A 16129-nucleotide genomic window follows, 5' to 3' on the forward strand; every position below is an offset into this window, starting at 1 on the left:
CGCAGGCTTTAGCACTGCCTGCCGCGATATGAAAACACCATGAATTTCGATCTCTACGGATTCGGCCCGGCGCTCGCTGCCGGCGCGCTGATGACCGTCAAACTGGCGCTCACGGCACTTTGCCTGGGGCTGGTGCTGGGCCTCGCCGGCGCCTTGGCCAAGACGTCTGCCTATAAACCACTGCAATGGCTTGGCGGCGCGTACTCGACCATCGTTCGCGGCGTGCCGGAACTGTTGTGGGTGCTGCTGATTTATTTTGGCACGATCAATCTGATGCGCAGCGTGGGAGAGCTGTTCGGTATTGCCGACCTTTCGCTCAGCGCCTTTGCGGCTGGCGTGATCGCCTTGGGCCTGTGTTTTGGTGCCTACGCCACCGAGGTGTTACGTGGCGCAATCATTTCCATCCCCAAGGGCCACCGCGAAGCCGGCGTGGCGCTGGGCTTGTCGAAGTTTCGTATTTTCAGCCGCTTGATCATGCCGCAGATGTGGCGCATCGCCCTTCCGGGGCTGGGCAACCTGTTCCTGATTCTGATGAAAGATACCGCGCTGGTCACGGTCATCGGCCTTGAAGAAATCATGCGCCATGCGCAGATCGCGGTCACCGTCAGCAAACAGCCCTTCACCTTCTACTTGGTCGCCTCGTTCATTTACCTGGGCCTGACGTCACTGTCGATGGTGGCGATGCACTTCCTGGAAAAACGCGCCGCTCGCGGCTTCGTGAGGACGACGTAATGGAATGGGAAGTCATCTATAAGTGGCTGCCGAAGTTTATTCAGGGCGCCACGCTGACCCTGGAACTGGTGAGCATTGCCGTGATTCTGGGGCTGATCCTCGCGATACCGCTGGGCATCGCGCGCTCGTCCAAGCGCTGGTATGTGCGCTCGTTGCCGTACGCCTACATCTTCTTCTTTCGCGGCACACCGCTGCTGGTGCAACTGTTTTTGGTTTACTACGGCCTGGCGCAATTCGATGCCGTGCGCGCAAGCTTCATGTGGACTTACCTGCGCGATCCGTTCTGGTGCGCCACCGCCACCATGACACTGCACACGGCGGCCTACATCGCCGAGATTCTGCGCGGCGCGATCCAGGCGATTCCACCGGGTGAAATCGAAGCGGCCCGCGCGCTGGGCATGTCCAAGCCCAAAACGCTGTTCTATATCATCCTGCCGCGCGCGGCGCGCATCGGCCTGCCGGCTTATAGCAACGAAGTCATTTTGATGCTCAAGGCCAGCTCCCTCGCCAGCACCGTGACCCTGCTGGAACTGACCGGCATGGCACGAACCATCATTGCGCGCAATTACCTGACCGTAGAGATGTTCTTCACCGCGGGCGTGTTCTACCTGGTGATCTCCTACCTGTTGGTACGCGGCTTCAAACTGCTGGAACGCTGGCTGCGCGTCGATGCTTGCCAAGGACGCTGAAGCACGCTTTGCCGCGCTGAATGCGTTTCTGATCGAGCACCAAGGGCTGTGGCGACCACGGCCCTTTACGCACCGGCAATTACCCTGGGAAACCCAACACCCCGAGCTTGCCCAGTGGCTGCGCCAGCGCTCGCTGGCCGATGCCGAAGCCAGCCACAACCAACCACATGACGTGCCTGCGCCCGCGCCTTTTGCACAACTGGCCGCAATGGCGCAGCAGCTCTGTGCTGTGGATAAGTTACCGGCACACGCGCTTGAAACCGCTCGCCCTCGGCTGAACGTCGATGTACCCGGCCGCAAGTGGCAACAAATCGAAGCCTTCGGCGCAGCGCTGCAGTTTGCGCAAACGCCGGCGCATTGGCTGGACTGGTGCGCCGGCAAAGGCCACCTCGGCCGCCGCTTGCTACAACCCGGCCAACAACTGACCTGCCTGGAATACGACCCGGCGCTGATCGCCGCCGGCAAAGCCTTGAGCGACCACCACGGCTTGCCCGCCACCCATCGCCTGCAAGATGTGATGGCAGACGTAACCATCAGCCCCGACCACACACCCGTCGCCCTGCATGCCTGCGGCGACTTGCACGTGCGACTGCTGCAAGTGGCCAGCGCGGCCGGCTGCAAGCGACTCGCGCTGGCGCCCTGCTGCTACAACCGCATCAACGCCAATCACTATCAAGCGCTGTCCGCTGCCGGGCGCGCCTCGCGCCTGCACCTGTCGATTGATGACTTGGGCCTGCCGCTGAGCGAAACCGTCACCGCCGGCAACCGTGTCCGTCAGCAACGCGACACCTCCATGGCCCGGCGCCTTGGCTTTGATCAACTACAAAGGCAACTGCGCGGCTGCGACGAGTACCTGCCCACGCCTTCCCTGCCCGCCAGTTGGCTGGCCAAACCCTTCGCCGACTACTGCCGCGAACTGGCAAGCCTCAAAGGTTTATCCACAGGCGAACAGGATTGGCCAGCGCTGGAAGCCCACGGCTGGCAGCGCCTGGCCGAAGTGCGCAACCTGGAGTTGGTGCGCGGCCTGTTTCGGCGCGCATTGGAGATGTGGCTGGTACTTGATCGGGCGCTGTTTCTTGCGGAACAGGGCTACAGCGTCCAGCTGGGCACCTTCTGCGAACCCACGCTGACGCCGCGCAACCTGATGGTGCTGGCCGAGCGCGATTAAGGGGCAAATTGCCTCGGCGTGCCCTGTGGATAAGTCTGTTGATGAATTCTTTACAGAACCTGTAGCCATCAACAATACAAGCCAAAAGCCACGTTGGTTATTTTTTGCTCACCCCAATAAAACGCACGCAAAACAGGCAGTTGCAGCGTGTTGAGAGCGATTCCAAAAAATGGCGATTTCGTGACAGCGGCAACCAACCAATTGTGCATAAGCATCTGGCGTCAGCGTATAAACGGCGCTTTACGCGGTTTTTTTGCTGCCTTCAACAACTGGCAAATCTGGTTGAAACCCTCACTCGCCAGCCGCATCGCCAAGCATTCCTGCGGGTCGACAGAAAACGCGAACGCCTCGTTGATAACCCTCTCGCGACGCACCTTAAGCGGCGCTTTGCCCAGGCGCTGCTTTAACGCCTCAAGCATTTCCAGGCTGAACGCGTTGCCCTCATCCACCTGATTCACCACCACATGCACAGCCGGTACGCGCTCGCCCTTAAGGTGCGGGGCGAGCAACACATCCAGATGATCAAGCGTGCCAAGGCATGCCGCGTCGGGCTGCACAACCACCAGCACCACGTCGGCGACACTCAACGCTTGATGGAAATACACGTTATTACCCGCGGGCGTATCGATAATCACCGTCTGCCGCTCGCTCAACCCCATCGACGCAAGGCGCTGCGCCAGCCACGTCGGCTCGCGCTTGAGCCAGCGTTCGAGGTTCTCCTGCTGCTGCAGGTCAATATCGCCGAAGGTCAACACCTGGCAACCGGCAAAGCCGAGCTGCTGCAACGGGCTCCACGGCCCATGCTCCAGGCTGGTACGGCCAATACCGGGCAACCCCGCATTGACGCCGAAGTAATGATGCAAAGCGTTTTGCGGGTCCAGGTCCAGCGCCACCACCGATTCACCATCGCGCTGCAAGCCGCTGCTCAACGCCGTGACCAACGTACTGCGACCCACACCGCCATTCATCGACACCAACGCCACCACATTTGGGCGCAGCGCACTGGTATCAGTCACTTGGGAAGGCGTGGGAGCGTCGGTAGGCACCGTGCCGAAAAAGTGCATGCGCGCATTGATGCCTTGAGCATCACGGGTGACGTTTTTACCGAACAACGCCAGAAGTTCTTCGCTAAGGCTCATAACCAACTCCACACGACGCAGCTTAAAGACGTGAAAGGTCGGCAAGCAGCACTCACCGCAGGTCTTCTTGTGGGCGTCACAGTTGACGCATCATGTGGGAACACTGGCCAAGTGTCATTATTTTGATTTTTTTGCGGGTTTAATTTTAGACAAACGGTAAATAGTCAATTTAATGGCTTGTGATTGATTGACGCCTCTGCGCCATCAATGCACGGCACAGAGCATTTACCTGCTGGCAGCCGACGCTATTGAGCGAAGGGTCGAGCGGGTCTCGCCCATACGCCTGCGCCTCACTGAAAGCCCGGTCGCAATGCACCTCACCCAACACCGCATCGCCCAAGTGCAACCTGAACACACCCGCCATGTCCTGGCTGAACGCACAACCGCCATCCACCTGGTTAATCACGTAAAACCGTTGCGCTGGCGACTCGCCCGCACAGTACGGCGCGAGCACCTCGTCCATCTTCGCCAAACGACGAAAAGACGCCGCATCCGGCCGAACCACCACCAGCACCGTATCCGCTACAGACATCGCCTGGCGCAGATACACCGTGTTGCCCGCAGGCACATCAATAAACACCGTGTGCTGGCCAGTCAGGCCAAGCCCGGCCAGGCGCTTGCCGAGAAACTCAACATCCTGCCCCAACCAGCGATTCAGGCTGTGTTGCTGCGCAAGGTCGGTCTCGCCAAAGGCGATCACACGACACCCCGCGAAACCGCGCTGAGGTAATGCCTGCCAGCTTTGATTGAGTAAGCTCGTGGCGCCGATACCCGGCAGATCAAACCCCGGACACAAGTGATGACGCAACGCGTTTTGCGGGTCCAGGTCCAAGGCAAAAGCGGGGTGCCCTTGACGCTGCAAGCCACTCGCAAGGGCGGCCGCCAACGTACTGCGCCCGACGCCGCCCGTGGCGGAAACCAGCACCACGACAGTGGGTGACTGCGTGTTCGAATACACCTCGCCGCGCGGGCCTTCGACCCGCTCGGGCGGGTGGAAGTGATTCGCCTCGCCTTGGCTGAGTTTGTGCAGCAAACCCTGCAAGGGTTGCGCAGTGAATTCGTCGCTCGCACACGGCAGGCTTGAAGAGTGCGCACCCAGCGCGGCGCTTAGTTTTGCAATATGTTCTGCACGCGCCACTGAATGCCTCTCCCTGACGGACTGCGGTGTTAATGAGGCGTGCATTGTGTGATATCACGCGGGCAGTGTCAGTAATTTGGTCTTTTTCAGTGAGATATTTTCTGATGAGTGGTTTGACGCCATTTTTATGGCTTTTTGTTTTAGGTACTTCTGTTAAATCAATGCGCTAGAGCGGCGGCGGGTGTTTTTTGATCAATGCTTTCTGAATCACGCCAATCGAGAGGTGATTTTCGAGATTCAGTGACAATCGCGGGGGTGGTGATTGAGCTGGTTTGACGGGGCCTTACACGTGCAGATGCGCGGCTATAAAGGGGAGTTGAGGGGAGGAAAAAGCGGGGATCGCGAAAAAACCTTCACTTTCGCAAAAATAGTCAGAATTCAGGGGTTTACAGATGCTTTGCAATCGCTATAATCGTCGCCCTAACACGCCGGTATAGCTCAGTTGGTAGAGCAACTGACTTGTAATCAGTAGGTCCCGGGTTCGACTCCTGGTGCCGGCACCATACAAGGTTCCAGAGAAAGCTTTCAAAATCTCTGGAACCCCCGAAAAACCCGCCTCCTGGCGGGTTTTTTCGTTTTGGGGTTCTGTCGGGTTACGTCAAAATCTGGTGGATTCCAGCCGTTTTAGGGGTAAGGTAATTCGATAAAGGGGGAGTACCCTTATGTCTCGCACCACTGCTCCACTCTCCGATTCGGCTTGCCGCTCAGCCAAGTCCACCGGCCGAGCCTACAAGCTTTTCGACGGCGACGGCCTCTACCTTCTAGTCCAACCCAATGGCCGTAAAGGCTGGCGTCTCAGGTATGTAAAACCTGATGGCCGCGAAGGACTAACCTCGTTCGGCAGTTACCTCGTGACTGGCCTCGCCGATGCGCGTAACAAGCGCCTGGAGGTCAAGCGGATGCTGGCGAAAGGCATCGACCCCATAGAGACCAAACACCAAGCCAAGACGCAGGCCGCAATCAAAGGCCGAACCTTTGAAAACGCCGCACTGGACTGGCACAAAGCGATGTCAGCCAAATGGGCTCCGGGCCATGCCAGAACCGTCCTAAGCCGCCTCAAAACCCATGTCTTCCTGCGGATCGGCGCGCGCTCTATTGTCGATCTGGACACCATGACCTGATGCAACCTCTGGAAGCGATCCAGAAGCGCGGCACGATTGACGTCGCTTTAAGGGTACAAAACTACCTGCAAAGCATCATGCGCGAGGCGAAGCGTTCACGGCAGATCAGCGCAAACCCTGCCTACGACCTCGAAGGCTTGATCAAAGCCCCGAGAGTGATTCATCGCCCCGCTCTACCCTTATCGCGTCTGCCTGAATTGCAGGAACGTATCGACACCTACAAAGGCCGCGCACTTACCCGGCTGACGGTCATGCTCTCGCTGCATGTGTTCGTACGCTCCAGCGAACTGCGCTTCGCCCGCTGGAGCGAGTTCGACCTCAAGCGCGGCACCTGGGAGATACCGGACACTCGACCTGCGCTGGACGGCGTTCCCTTTTCAACAAGGGGTACGAAGATGGCCGGGGACATCCACCTTGTCCCCTTATCGCCGCAAGCCGTAGCCCTACTTGAACAGATCCACGCCCTCACCGGCAAATTCGACTTGGTGTTTGCAGGCGATGGCAAGCCCTGGAAACCCATGTCTGAAAACACGGTGAACAGCGCACTCAGAAAGATGGGCTACGACACCAAAACCGAAATCTGCGGCCATGGCTTTCGCTCAATGGCCTGTAGCGCGCTGATTGAATCAGGACTGTGGTCCGAGACCGCCATTGAAAGGCAGATGAGCCACAAGGAGCGGAATAACGTCCGAGCTGCTTACATCCAAAAGGCAGAGTTCATCGAGGAGCGCAGGCTGAACATGAACTGGTGGAGCCGGTATCTGGAGGCCAACCGGCAGGAGCATGTCACTCCACACGAGTTTGCAAACCAGACCGGGACGAACGTCACGCGGCTCAAGGCGAAAAGCCGCTTGAGGGAGTAGGCCGTTAGCCTACTCCTCGTCCTGCCCACCAACGTACGCTTTGTACGCCTGCCTTTCATGAGTCGGCTTGGACGGAAATGCCAACTGAATCTGCCTACTTTTCACCATTCCATTCAGGTACTGCTGACGGAGGGCATCTGGACTACGCTTTACCAAATTAGCCAACACGTTGAGCGTCAGATAGTGCTCCTTGCATAGGGTGATAATCACCTGTTGCATACGATCCTTTTGCATGCGCTCTCGATTGCGCGGCTCCTCAGCCAGTATTTCGAGCTTTTCTCGAAACCCTGCATCAAGCCTGTCCAAAGCATCGATCAGCGGCGCGTCAATATGATCGCTCAACAAGCAGCCATCATCGTTTCGCTGCATATCCAGCTCGACCTTATGTTCGGAGCTACCTGCGTTATGTTCGGAGCTAGCCCCGTTATGTTCGGAGCTGCCGGCGTAATGTTCGGAGCTCTGTAGCGGACCTGCGAACACTTGCTCCGGCGTAGGCAGTTGCTCACCCGGCAGGTGATAAATCATGCCCCGTGAGCGCCCGTCGGGCACAAGGAATCCCTCGCGTACCAACCGCGCAAGCAGTTGGCTCAAGTCATGAGCATGAGTATCACAAATCTCAAGGAGACGATTATGGCTTACCACCCGCTCAATCGCGGCCGTGGCCAAAATCAACCTGGCAGTATGTTCCAAGCTCTCGAAACGAACCCCAAATCGCTCTCGTAACTGCTCCACCACCCCTTCAGGAAGCAAGTCCAACATGCGAAGCTCAAGAAGGGTTTGCTCGGGCTCGGGCTTTTCATAAAGGGCTGGCGGTCGCCAATGCTGGCTGCGCCACCCACTGTAGATTTTTGGAACCCCAGAACCACCACGCTCGCCAAGACCGATAAGAAGAAACATTTGGTGCATTAGCCTGTTCCGGCAATCGCTGGTACCACCTTGCAACACCTGCTCAAGGGGTAAACGTAAGCCGCCTGGATTGCGAAAGCCAAACAAGTCAGGACGCTTCACGACTAACACAGAAACCCGCCCGGTATAGTCCGCATGGACCAAGGTATTAACCAAAGCCTCGCGCAGAGCTTCATGTACCGGTGTGTCATCCTGGCGCTGATCACCTTTGAGAGCGAACGGTACCTTTAGGTCCTCAACCAACTTGCGATAAACCCGCCGGTAGAAATCAAACAGATTTCCTGACCAGGTTCCATCAGGGACGAGTCTATCCACCCAACGTAGTTCTGTTTTGGCGTACGGCCGCTCCTGATAGTCCACAAAGTAATGCGGCACACTCTCTTGGATCGAAAGCCAGCGTCCGAACATCAGTAAACCTGCCAGAGTCAGCCCTTCGACTCCGTTCGCGCGGTCCTTACGCCAACCTCCTATCTGTCGAAGAAACTCAATCCCTTGGTGCTCCAGCGCTGGATGGCCTGGTTTTATGTCGCTTAGCATCTGGCGGTAGATACGCAGACTGTCCGGATCAATGTCCGCGAAGTCGTAATTCGGCAAAATCCGCTCGTCCCGACAGTCCTCCACTTGCTCTGCGAACATGCGGCGAACATCTTCCTCAGAGCAACGCCGATCACCCTCATGTAATCGACGATAAGTGTTACCTAGCGGCTGACCATTGAGAAATACCGGCTTCTGCTTACGCGAAGCCGCCGGGATTTTCACTTCAAGTACCTGCTTGCCCTCCAACTCTCTGACGACCACCTCCCGGTCAGTCAGCAGATTGACACTGACCTTGGCCGGATTGTTGAGGGTATTGAACAGGTCAGTACGTACTTTCTCGATATTTGATAGGCCTGCAACGCTGAACTGCCCATCCTTCTCGCGCACGCCAAGGAGTACTACCCCACCCTGAGTGTTAGCAAAAGCGGAGTAGGTTAACCAGAAATCCTTAGGCAACTCTCCCTTCCCATCCTGCCCCTGAGCGAGCTTGCATTCGAGCTCGACAGATTCAACCAGCGAGGGCAGGTCTTCAAGGGTGTGGGGATTGAGTGACATCAAAGACTTCCTAAATGATCAGCCGGCTTCACGTAGCTGCAAAAGGTCGAAGAAAAGACATACGTGCGGGGATTGTACTCAGTCTTCCATAGTCGCACGCAACTCGACGGGCGGAGACTGATCATGAACTGGTGGAGCCGATTCCCAGTCACCCACCAGCAGGAGGATGTCACTCCTCACGACTCTGCACGAATGTCACACGGCCAAAAGCCAATCGCGGCGCAGCAAAGTAAGCGTACGTTCTCGAAATCTCGATGATCCGCTTGTCCACGCGGGTCCATCCAAGCGGAACTGCAGAGCCGCCCTGCTTGGATGGACCTCACTTAAAAAATCTAAAGCCCATCCAACTGTCTGTGGAAAACCACGGATTTCCACCGGTGGATAATTTCATCCACAGCAGCAGTACTCCCGAAAATTCGAGCCTTGACCCAAATTATCCATAGGCGTAGAAAAGATCGGGCAAAGCGCTGTCTTTGACAGCAACCCAGGTAGCCACAACCTTTAAGGTGTTGGCGCTGATTGAAAACTGACCCACCCTGCCGATTGAAAATTGACCCAGGACGGATTGCTGATTTCTGTCCCAGCAATTGTGGATAAGCTTAGCAGCAGTGTTCCGATTAAAGACGCATCAAGCCCCACCGCATGCAGCAGGGCATTTATGATGCGGATCAAAATGGCTCATCGTCCTCGATATCATTTCCGTCCTTTCGCTTTCGTTCGCGTGTTTTGATCTTTGTCTGGGCAGCCAATGTGCTGTGTTGCAGGCGGTAAGACTCGTTGCCTGTTTCAACGATATGGCAGTGGTGTGTCAGCCGATCCAGCAGCGCCGTAGTCATTTTGGCGTCGCCAAACACACTCGACCATTCCGAGAAGCTCAGGTTGGTGGTGATAACCACGCTGGTGTGTTCGTACAGTTTGGACAGCAGGTGAAATAACAGGGCACCGCCGCTTTGACTGAAGGGCAAATACCCCAGCTCATCGAGTATCACCAGGTCTGTTCGTAGCAGTCCCAGGGCGATTCGGCCTGCCTTACCATCGTACTTTTCACGCTCCAGCAGATTGACCAGATCCACCGTGGAGAAAAAGCGCACGCGTTTGTTGTGGGCCGTAATTCCGGATACAGCCAAGGCACTGGCCAGGTGTGTTTTCCCGGTTCCAGGGCCGCCGATGAACACGACATTCTGCGCGGGTTCAGTGAACGCCAAGCTGGATAGATCGCTGACCAGCCGGGTATCAGCGCTGGAAGCGCTGAAGTCAAAGCCAGCTAAGTCACGGTGCATGGGGAGTTTTGCCATGTTCATCTGATGATTCACCGAGCGCACCGCGCGATCTGCATGTTCCTGCTGAAGCAGATGTTCCAGCAGCCATTTCGATGAAGCCGTCGACGCTGTTCCTTGAGATACCAGTTCTTCCCAAGCACTGGCCATGCCGTGCAGGCGCAGTTCTTTGAGTTCAGTCATCAGGTCACGCATTGCGATTCTCCTCATCGGTCGTACGGAGCCGGTCGTAGCGCGCCGTATTGGCAACAGGCGCGACCTTGAGTTGCAGGCTTGTTTCTACACAGGGAGGTGGTGCGGTGGAGGTCAGGCGGGCAAGGACATTGAGGATGTGATCGGCGCTCAGACTTCCCGATTCAAGTACCAGCTCCACCGCCACCAGCACAGGTTCGAGACCCGCAATTGGCACAGCAGCCAGTACCTGCATCATGATTCGATCACCGTTGGTGTGACGCCTCAGCCCTCGTTTGAGAAGCCGTAACGGTTTTGGCAGATCAGCAAATGGCGCGCCATTGCGCAGTGCACCAGGCTTGCGTTCGATGAGTGGGATGTAGTGCTGCCAGTCAAAAATGACCTGATCTCGATCAAAGAGGCGCTCATGGCTGGCGATCACCGTTTCGTCGGCAATGACCACGATCCGCGAAGGGTACAAACGGCTGCTGACCCACTGACCAACACGCTCGCAAGGCACCGAATAACGATTGCGCGCCACGCTGATCAGGCAGGTGCTAGAGACACGGACGGTGCGTTCCACGTAGCCATCAAAGGCCGTCGGCATCGGCATCATTTCAGCCTGCTCCAGCTCCAGGACTTCTGCCACCGTCAAACCGTTGTACTGCGGATGTACAAGTTCGGCCCAGAGCGTACGACAGCGTTGGCCGAGCCAGACGTTCAGCTCCTCGAAGGTATGGAACATGCAGTTTTGAGCATCGAGCCAGATTCGTCTCCGGCTGTCCTGCACGTTCTTTTCGACGATGCCTTTCTCCCAGCCAGAGGCCACGTTGCAGAAGTCCGGATCGAACAGATAGTGCGCGCACATCACGGAAAACCGGGCGTTGACCGTGCGGCCTTTGCCTTTGTTGACCTTGTCGACAGCCGTTTTCATGTTGTCGTAGATGCCGCGACGTGGCACGCCACCCAACGCTCCAAACGAACGGGTATGGGCATCAAACAGCGTCTCGTGGCCTTGGCTGGGGTACGCAACCAACCAGAATGCGCGACTGGCGCACAGCTTCATGTGGGAGACCTGGATACGTCGAAACAGGCCACCGATCAGCAGACTCTCTTCGCTCCAGTCAAATTGAAACGCCTCGCCGAGCGCAAAAGTCAGCGGTACAAAAGCGCGTAAAGACTTGCCTTGCTCACCTCGCCAAGAGCGTACAAACGCCGTGAGCTGGCTGTAGCCGCCGTCGTAACCCTCGGCCTTGATCTGCTCGAAAAGCGCTTTGGCGCTCCTGCGGTTGTGTTTTGGCCGGAACGAATCGGCCTTGAGCGCCTGTTCCAGCGTCTCGTGGAAAGGGCTGAGTTTGTTGAAGGTTGCGCACCGTTGGTACGCCGGTTGAGTGGCTTCGGGCGCTCTGACCCATTTTCGGATGGTGTTTCTAGAAAGCCCGGTACGCTTGGCTATCTGATGCAGCGAGAGCTTGTCGCGGAAGTACATCCGCCGGATTTTTCCCAACATTTCCATGCTGATCACCCTGTGTTCTCCTGCTCGAAAAGTGAGTAGAAGCAGTTGAACACCTGGGTCAGTTTTCAGTCGGCAGAACAGCCTCTACTGGGTCAGTTTTCGGTCAGCGGCAACATCTTTATACTCACAAATAGTCGGGCCAGCAATAAATGCGACTATGGCAGGAAGAAATCACTGGTGCGTTAAAGATGGTGAGCAAGCTGTTACATGTGACTGCCCCGAATGTGGGGAGGACGCTTTTTTAATTCAGCATAACGAATGCGCCGCTTGCTTTCACGAGCTTGAATATACCAACTGCGAATGGTGCGAAGAAAAGTTGGGCTTGGACGATCAGTATCTGGAGGGCTCCTGTGGCTACTGTCAAAACAGATACGACAAGATGATGGCTGAGTAATTACGAAGGCTCCTGCCAGCTCTCATGCCTTCTGCTGATGGCATGAGAAGCAGGAAAGCGAAAATGCAGACTCAACAGCCAAGAATACGGGAGTTACACCACTTCCGGGCCGCGATCAGATTTCTGTTACCAACATCAATTAGTCATCTTGAAAGTCGTCGTATGTGCCTAGCTCCAAACCTAACTTTAATTGGGCTACTAATGCTTCGATGCTTTGGCGTGAGTATGGGCCGCTCGCAATCAGCCTAATAGTTGTGGACCGGGAAACGCGAATATTTGCTATCTCCTCCCCACCTACGCTAGCCAAATGACTAACGGGCCTATCTGCTGCTACGATAACTGACGATTTCGGAAGAGAAGAACTTTGCGCACTTTCAGCAAAATCGTAAACCTCGTCCTCTAGGGGAGTGTCTCCTTCGTCATTAGAGCCAGCAATTTCGCTTGAAGAGGAACGACTATCCAGTTTAGAGAAGCTTACAGCAGCGTTATAGATTTTTATGAGATCCAAAGCAGCACTTGGAATGAATGCCTTCTCTACCCTTAGGTAATGAGCCACTGTATCAGTGGACGGTAAATCCAGCCCGTAACGGTCCCAAAGATCCCTCAGAATTGGCGGACTCAAGGCAGCCCTCTTGATAGCCTCGTCACGCTCAGGAGATACCATCCTGTCATCCTGAACGATCGACAATCCAAGCGCGCTTAACCGAACCTTTCGGTCCGGTCCAGCGCCTTTATCATCCATTAACCCGTATGCCTTCAAGGCAGAAATCGTAACCAACCCTCCACTGCTTTTAGGGCCATAGTTCCAGTGACCTACTGTGGTGGCCACCACTGCCTCATGCTTATTCTCTGCACGATAGAACGTCTTCGCCCGTGCAAGCGCGGTTTCCAACGTGATTCCTGGATAGGACGGGCTTCGTTGCTGCTTAGCCATGGCGAGGCTCCAATACGGTTTCTGAGTTGTTCAAACTACCGCACCGCGAAGACTAGATCAAGACTCGGCATTCTCCAACCCTCAGAACCAAAGAAAATAATGTTGACAGACCTAGTCTCGCTTTATAGACTCCAGACCAGACCCATGTGAACCCAATTTTCAGACGTAAAAAAACCTCCGGGGGACCGGATTCTGATTGAGACGGGGGAGATGGAGAACCGGCCAAGCGCCAACTTGACCGGGTTACAAAAGACGACTGAATGGGCTCCAGGCGTCTCTCGCATTGCTTTTGGGAAAGCTCGGCAATGGTAGTGGTGTTTGGCTCCTGTTGCAAGGCTGCGAGTTATGTGTTCGAGCCCCTTGGGGGGATTAAGACATGTCGAACAAAGACCCGTCGGACCAAGACGAAGGCTGCGAGGTCATCTATCGGATGACCATCCGCACCAAGTCTGGAAAGGTGATTCGTCGAGCCAATGGCCAGCCGTTTCGCATAGTTATCCGTCGTAAGTCGTAATGAATCAAATGCCTTGGCATCAACGCGGTGCCAAGGCATTTGTGATGCGGAATTTCAGAGGCGTAACATTTAGGATTATTAAACGCGTAGTTCAGTAGCTTCAATTCAGCCAGCTAAGCTTCCGAGTTCGATTCCACAGAATTCCATAACTAGCTGATTTATTTATAGTTACTAGTTAGGGTACGCCAAATTTCCACCGAATTTCAGACTCTCAGAAAACCTAATCCCGCCGATCACTACCATTCGTCTGGTGCCGCACCGCATCTAATAGCCCCTACGGACCTCTGTAGTTTTAGAAGATAGATAGCTTTCAAAATTTTGGCATGCCGTCCTAGCGAAAATACCTCTAATTAAAACCCACCATTCCACTTTCCCGATTGCTCCCCACGCCCCACCACGCTACCCTCCCCCCGTCGCTGCCAATTCAGCGACCGGGCCTGAGAACCCGGCAAGATGCAGGCGCACCAAGCGCCACCAAAACCCGATTTGCAGGCGTTTTTTTTCGCCCACCATTTCGTGCAATGGCGGCTGTGCGTGGGAGACCTTCGGGTCTGCCGGGTTCCTGTATCTCCGGTTTCTCAGCCTGCGCACAGCTGCCACCCATTCGCCTGAGAACGAACGTGGTAGCTCTCACTCGATATGGGAGTTCCATCAATGACCGCTCCAATTCCATCTGCGTTAACCACCCTCGGCGTCACCCCTTTCTCCTTTCACTCCGACCAGCCTCTATTTCGCGTCAACAGCGGCGTGCCCCTGCTCGAAGCCTTGCACCACGTTTCCGACTTGCTCCACGTCGCCAAGCTGCTCGCAGAGGATGCGGCGATGACCAAGCAGACGGACCGTTACGCCTGGGCATCGCATTATTTGCAGGAGATGAGCAAGGCGGTGATTGATGATGTGGTGAAGGTGTTGGAGGCGCCTTGTGCTGCTGAATAGTCAGTAAGGCGTCGCTATCTGGCTTGATTCCGGCCATAAAAAAACCCCGAAAATTCGGGGTTTTTTATCGCCTGGCATCAGGCGCTTCGCCGGATCAATTAGAAAACGTTGATCGGGTAGTCGGCGAACAGGCGTACTTCGTTGCCGCCTACGTTGTAGTTGCTGGCGTTGTTGGAGACGCGCAGCCAGGAGGCGCGGGCGCGCAGGCTGAGGTCTTTGGCTGGGCCGCTTTGTACGACGTATTTGAACTGGTTGAAGATTTCACGCTCGGTGCCACTGCCGCGGTTGGTGCCGTCGTCAATGTTGGTGCCGCGCACGTAGGCGATGTTGTAGGTCAGGCCAGGTACGCCGAAGGTGCTGAAGTCGAGGCCGTAGCCGGCTTGCCAGGAGCGTTCGTCTTTGCCGTTGAAGTCAGACCAGTAGGAGTTGGCCAGCAGGATGGTGTTGCCGCCATCGCCGATGCCGCTGCCGCTGGTGTTGTTGCGGTAGCCGCCGTAGAGGTAGCCGGTGTCGCCGGTGCTGCGTTGGTGCGCGACGGTGAAGCTGTGCGGGCCGACGGCCCAGGTAGCGCCGAGGCTCCAGATTTTGTTGTCGCGGGCGTCAGAGTCGCCTTGGGTGAGCTGGGCGAAGTCTTTGTCGAGCTTGGTTTTGTAGCCGTTGAAGTCGAAGGTCAACGATTGTTTTTCTGGCAGGGCCAGCACGTAGTTGACGTTAACGTATTGCTTCTTCAGCACGTCTTGCATGTCGGATGCGTACAGCGCGGCCGACAGGCTCTCGGTGAATTTGTAGCTGCCGCCGACGTAGTCGATGTTTTTCAACAGGCCGCTGTCGGTGCCTTCGGCGCCTTTTTGGGCTTGTTTGGTGAAGTGACCGGCATCCAGTTGCAGGCCGGCGATCTCTTTGGAAACGATCGAGGTGCCGGTGTAGGTTTCGGACAGCAGGCGCGAGTTGTCGTATTGCAGCACCGGCACGGCCGGGAACTGGTCACCGTACTTGAGCACCGTGTTGGAGACGCGGAACTTCACGGCCGCGCCGCCTTTGGCCAGGTCGTGGGCTGCTTCGCCGCTGTCGCCTTGCTTGAAGAAGTTGATACCGCCAGCGCCGCTGCGGCCTTTACCACCGTCCAGGCGGATGGCGTATTGGCCGATCACGTCCACGCCCACACCAACGGTGCCTTGGGTGAAACCGGATTCGAATTTGCCGATGAAGCCTTGGCCCCATTCAGCTTTGTCTTGCTGGCCGTTTTTGTAGTCACGGCTGATGTAGGCGTTACGTGCAGCGATGTTCAGGTGGCTGTCTTCTACAAAACCCTTGGATTGCTCCTGGTCGTTTGCCATTGCCTGAGTGGCGCTCAAAATCCCCAGAGCGATCAAACCCATCCGTTGCTTCAACATTTCTTATATTCCTTATTACTGGTTGAGTACGCGCTTTGACACCAGGCTCCGTGTTGCTTTTCTGATGTCTACTTTTTCCGAAAAAAAGAAGGCCCGCGGACGACTGAACTGCCGCGGGCCTTTTTTTATTGGATGAGTTATGGCG

The 16129-nt window shown here is 56.1% G+C and carries 11 protein-coding genes, 1 tRNA gene and 1 pseudogene; 6 read left to right on the top strand and 7 right to left on the bottom strand.

Translation table 11 applies throughout. The features are described from left to right. Positions 1–39: 39 nt before the first annotated feature. From AO240_RS27905 to AO240_RS27915, 3 genes are read left to right on the top strand one after another with little or no spacing between them, the layout of a single operon-like run. On the top strand, positions 40–732 hold the full coding sequence (locus tag AO240_RS27905; protein WP_099240995.1) for an ABC transporter permease: 693 nt from the start codon (positions 40–42) through the stop codon (positions 730–732). Further along, complete coding sequence (locus AO240_RS27910; RefSeq protein ID WP_058413123.1) at positions 732–1421, top strand: ABC transporter permease; 690 nt, start codon at positions 732–734, stop codon at positions 1419–1421. The genes AO240_RS27905 and AO240_RS27910 overlap by 1 nt, the downstream gene beginning before the upstream one ends. Continuing rightward, a complete protein-coding gene (locus tag AO240_RS27915) occupies positions 1402–2589 on the top strand; it encodes a methyltransferase (RefSeq protein WP_099240997.1) in 1188 nt (395 codons plus the stop codon). The genes AO240_RS27910 and AO240_RS27915 overlap by 20 nt, the downstream gene beginning before the upstream one ends. Positions 2590–2810: 221 nt before the next feature. Here the strand turns inward: AO240_RS27915 and bcsQ (AO240_RS27920) are convergent, their stop codons facing one another. Both bcsQ (AO240_RS27920) and bcsQ (AO240_RS27925) read right to left on the bottom strand, forming a co-directional pair. Next, entirely contained in the window at positions 2811–3728 is a 918-nt protein-coding gene (bcsQ, locus tag AO240_RS27920) for a cellulose biosynthesis protein BcsQ (RefSeq protein WP_099240999.1), read from the bottom strand. A gap of 169 nt (positions 3729–3897) precedes the next feature. Beyond that, positions 3898–4866: a cellulose biosynthesis protein BcsQ gene (bcsQ, locus tag AO240_RS27925; RefSeq protein ID WP_256586064.1), complete on the bottom strand. Its 969-nt coding sequence runs from the start codon at positions 4864–4866 to the stop codon at positions 3898–3900. A gap of 427 nt (positions 4867–5293) precedes the next feature. Here bcsQ (AO240_RS27925) and AO240_RS27930 point away from each other — a divergent pair. Then, a tRNA-Thr gene (locus tag AO240_RS27930) sits at positions 5294–5369 on the top strand. Positions 5370–5528: 159 nt separating this feature from the next. After that, positions 5529–6850 (top strand): annotated as a pseudogene (locus AO240_RS27935) (tyrosine-type recombinase/integrase). Between the two features lie 9 nt (positions 6851–6859). Here AO240_RS27935 and AO240_RS27940 read toward each other — a convergent pair. The 4 genes from AO240_RS27940 to AO240_RS27955 all read right to left on the bottom strand — a co-directional run bounded on the left by AO240_RS27940 (position 6860) and on the right by AO240_RS27955 (position 13140). Continuing rightward, positions 6860–8848, bottom strand: coding sequence for an RNA-binding domain-containing protein (locus AO240_RS27940; RefSeq protein ID WP_099241003.1), 1989 nt, complete (start codon positions 8846–8848; stop codon positions 6860–6862). Positions 8849–9516: 668 nt separating this feature from the next. After that, positions 9517–10320 carry an IS21-like element ISPsy20 family helper ATPase IstB gene (gene istB, locus AO240_RS27945; RefSeq protein WP_099241005.1) on the bottom strand — a complete coding sequence of 268 codons (804 nt, stop codon included), beginning with the start codon at positions 10318–10320 and terminating at the stop codon, positions 9517–9519. Next, a complete protein-coding gene (gene istA / locus AO240_RS27950) occupies positions 10313–11812 on the bottom strand; it encodes an IS21 family transposase (RefSeq protein ID WP_143505477.1) in 1500 nt (499 codons plus the stop codon). The genes istB and istA overlap by 8 nt, the downstream gene beginning before the upstream one ends. Positions 11813–12345: 533 nt before the next feature. Then, on the bottom strand, positions 12346–13140 hold the full coding sequence (locus AO240_RS27955) for a hypothetical protein (protein WP_099241007.1): 795 nt from the start codon (positions 13138–13140) through the stop codon (positions 12346–12348). A 1168-nt stretch (positions 13141–14308) separates the two neighbouring features. Here AO240_RS27955 and AO240_RS27960 point away from each other — a divergent pair. Further along, positions 14309–14590: a DUF3077 domain-containing protein gene (locus AO240_RS27960; RefSeq protein WP_099241009.1), complete on the top strand. Its 282-nt coding sequence runs from the start codon at positions 14309–14311 to the stop codon at positions 14588–14590. A 98-nt stretch (positions 14591–14688) separates the two neighbouring features. Here the strand turns inward: AO240_RS27960 and AO240_RS27965 are convergent, their stop codons facing one another. Further along, the gene (locus tag AO240_RS27965) at positions 14689–15984 is read right to left on the bottom strand and encodes an OprD family porin (RefSeq protein WP_099241011.1); all 1296 of its coding nucleotides are present in this window, start codon (positions 15982–15984) and stop codon (positions 14689–14691) included. Between the last annotated feature and the right edge of the window lie 145 nt (positions 15985–16129).

Source organism: Pseudomonas sp. ICMP 460, from assembly GCF_002723595.1.
Lineage (GTDB): Bacteria > Pseudomonadota > Gammaproteobacteria > Pseudomonadales > Pseudomonadaceae > Aquipseudomonas > Aquipseudomonas kitaguniensis.

Coding starts and splice junctions, on each gene's coding strand:
- AO240_RS27955 (WP_099241007.1), bottom strand. CDS start 13,140: ATGGCTAAGCAGCAACGAAGCCCGTCCTATCCAGGAATCACGTTGGAA.
- istA (WP_143505477.1), bottom strand. CDS start 11,812: ATGGAAATGTTGGGAAAAATCCGGCGGATGTACTTCCGCGACAAGCTC.
- AO240_RS27940 (WP_099241003.1), bottom strand. CDS start 8,848: ATGTCACTCAATCCCCACACCCTTGAAGACCTGCCCTCGCTGGTTGAA.
- istB (WP_099241005.1), bottom strand. CDS start 10,320: ATGCGTGACCTGATGACTGAACTCAAAGAACTGCGCCTGCACGGCATG.
- AO240_RS27915 (WP_099240997.1), top strand. CDS start 1,402: ATGCTTGCCAAGGACGCTGAAGCACGCTTTGCCGCGCTGAATGCGTTT.
- AO240_RS27965 (WP_099241011.1), bottom strand. CDS start 15,984: ATGTTGAAGCAACGGATGGGTTTGATCGCTCTGGGGATTTTGAGCGCC.
- bcsQ (WP_099240999.1), bottom strand. CDS start 3,728: ATGAGCCTTAGCGAAGAACTTCTGGCGTTGTTCGGTAAAAACGTCACC.
- AO240_RS27960 (WP_099241009.1), top strand. CDS start 14,309: ATGACCGCTCCAATTCCATCTGCGTTAACCACCCTCGGCGTCACCCCT.
- AO240_RS27910 (WP_058413123.1), top strand. CDS start 732: ATGGAATGGGAAGTCATCTATAAGTGGCTGCCGAAGTTTATTCAGGGC.
- AO240_RS27905 (WP_099240995.1), top strand. CDS start 40: ATGAATTTCGATCTCTACGGATTCGGCCCGGCGCTCGCTGCCGGCGCG.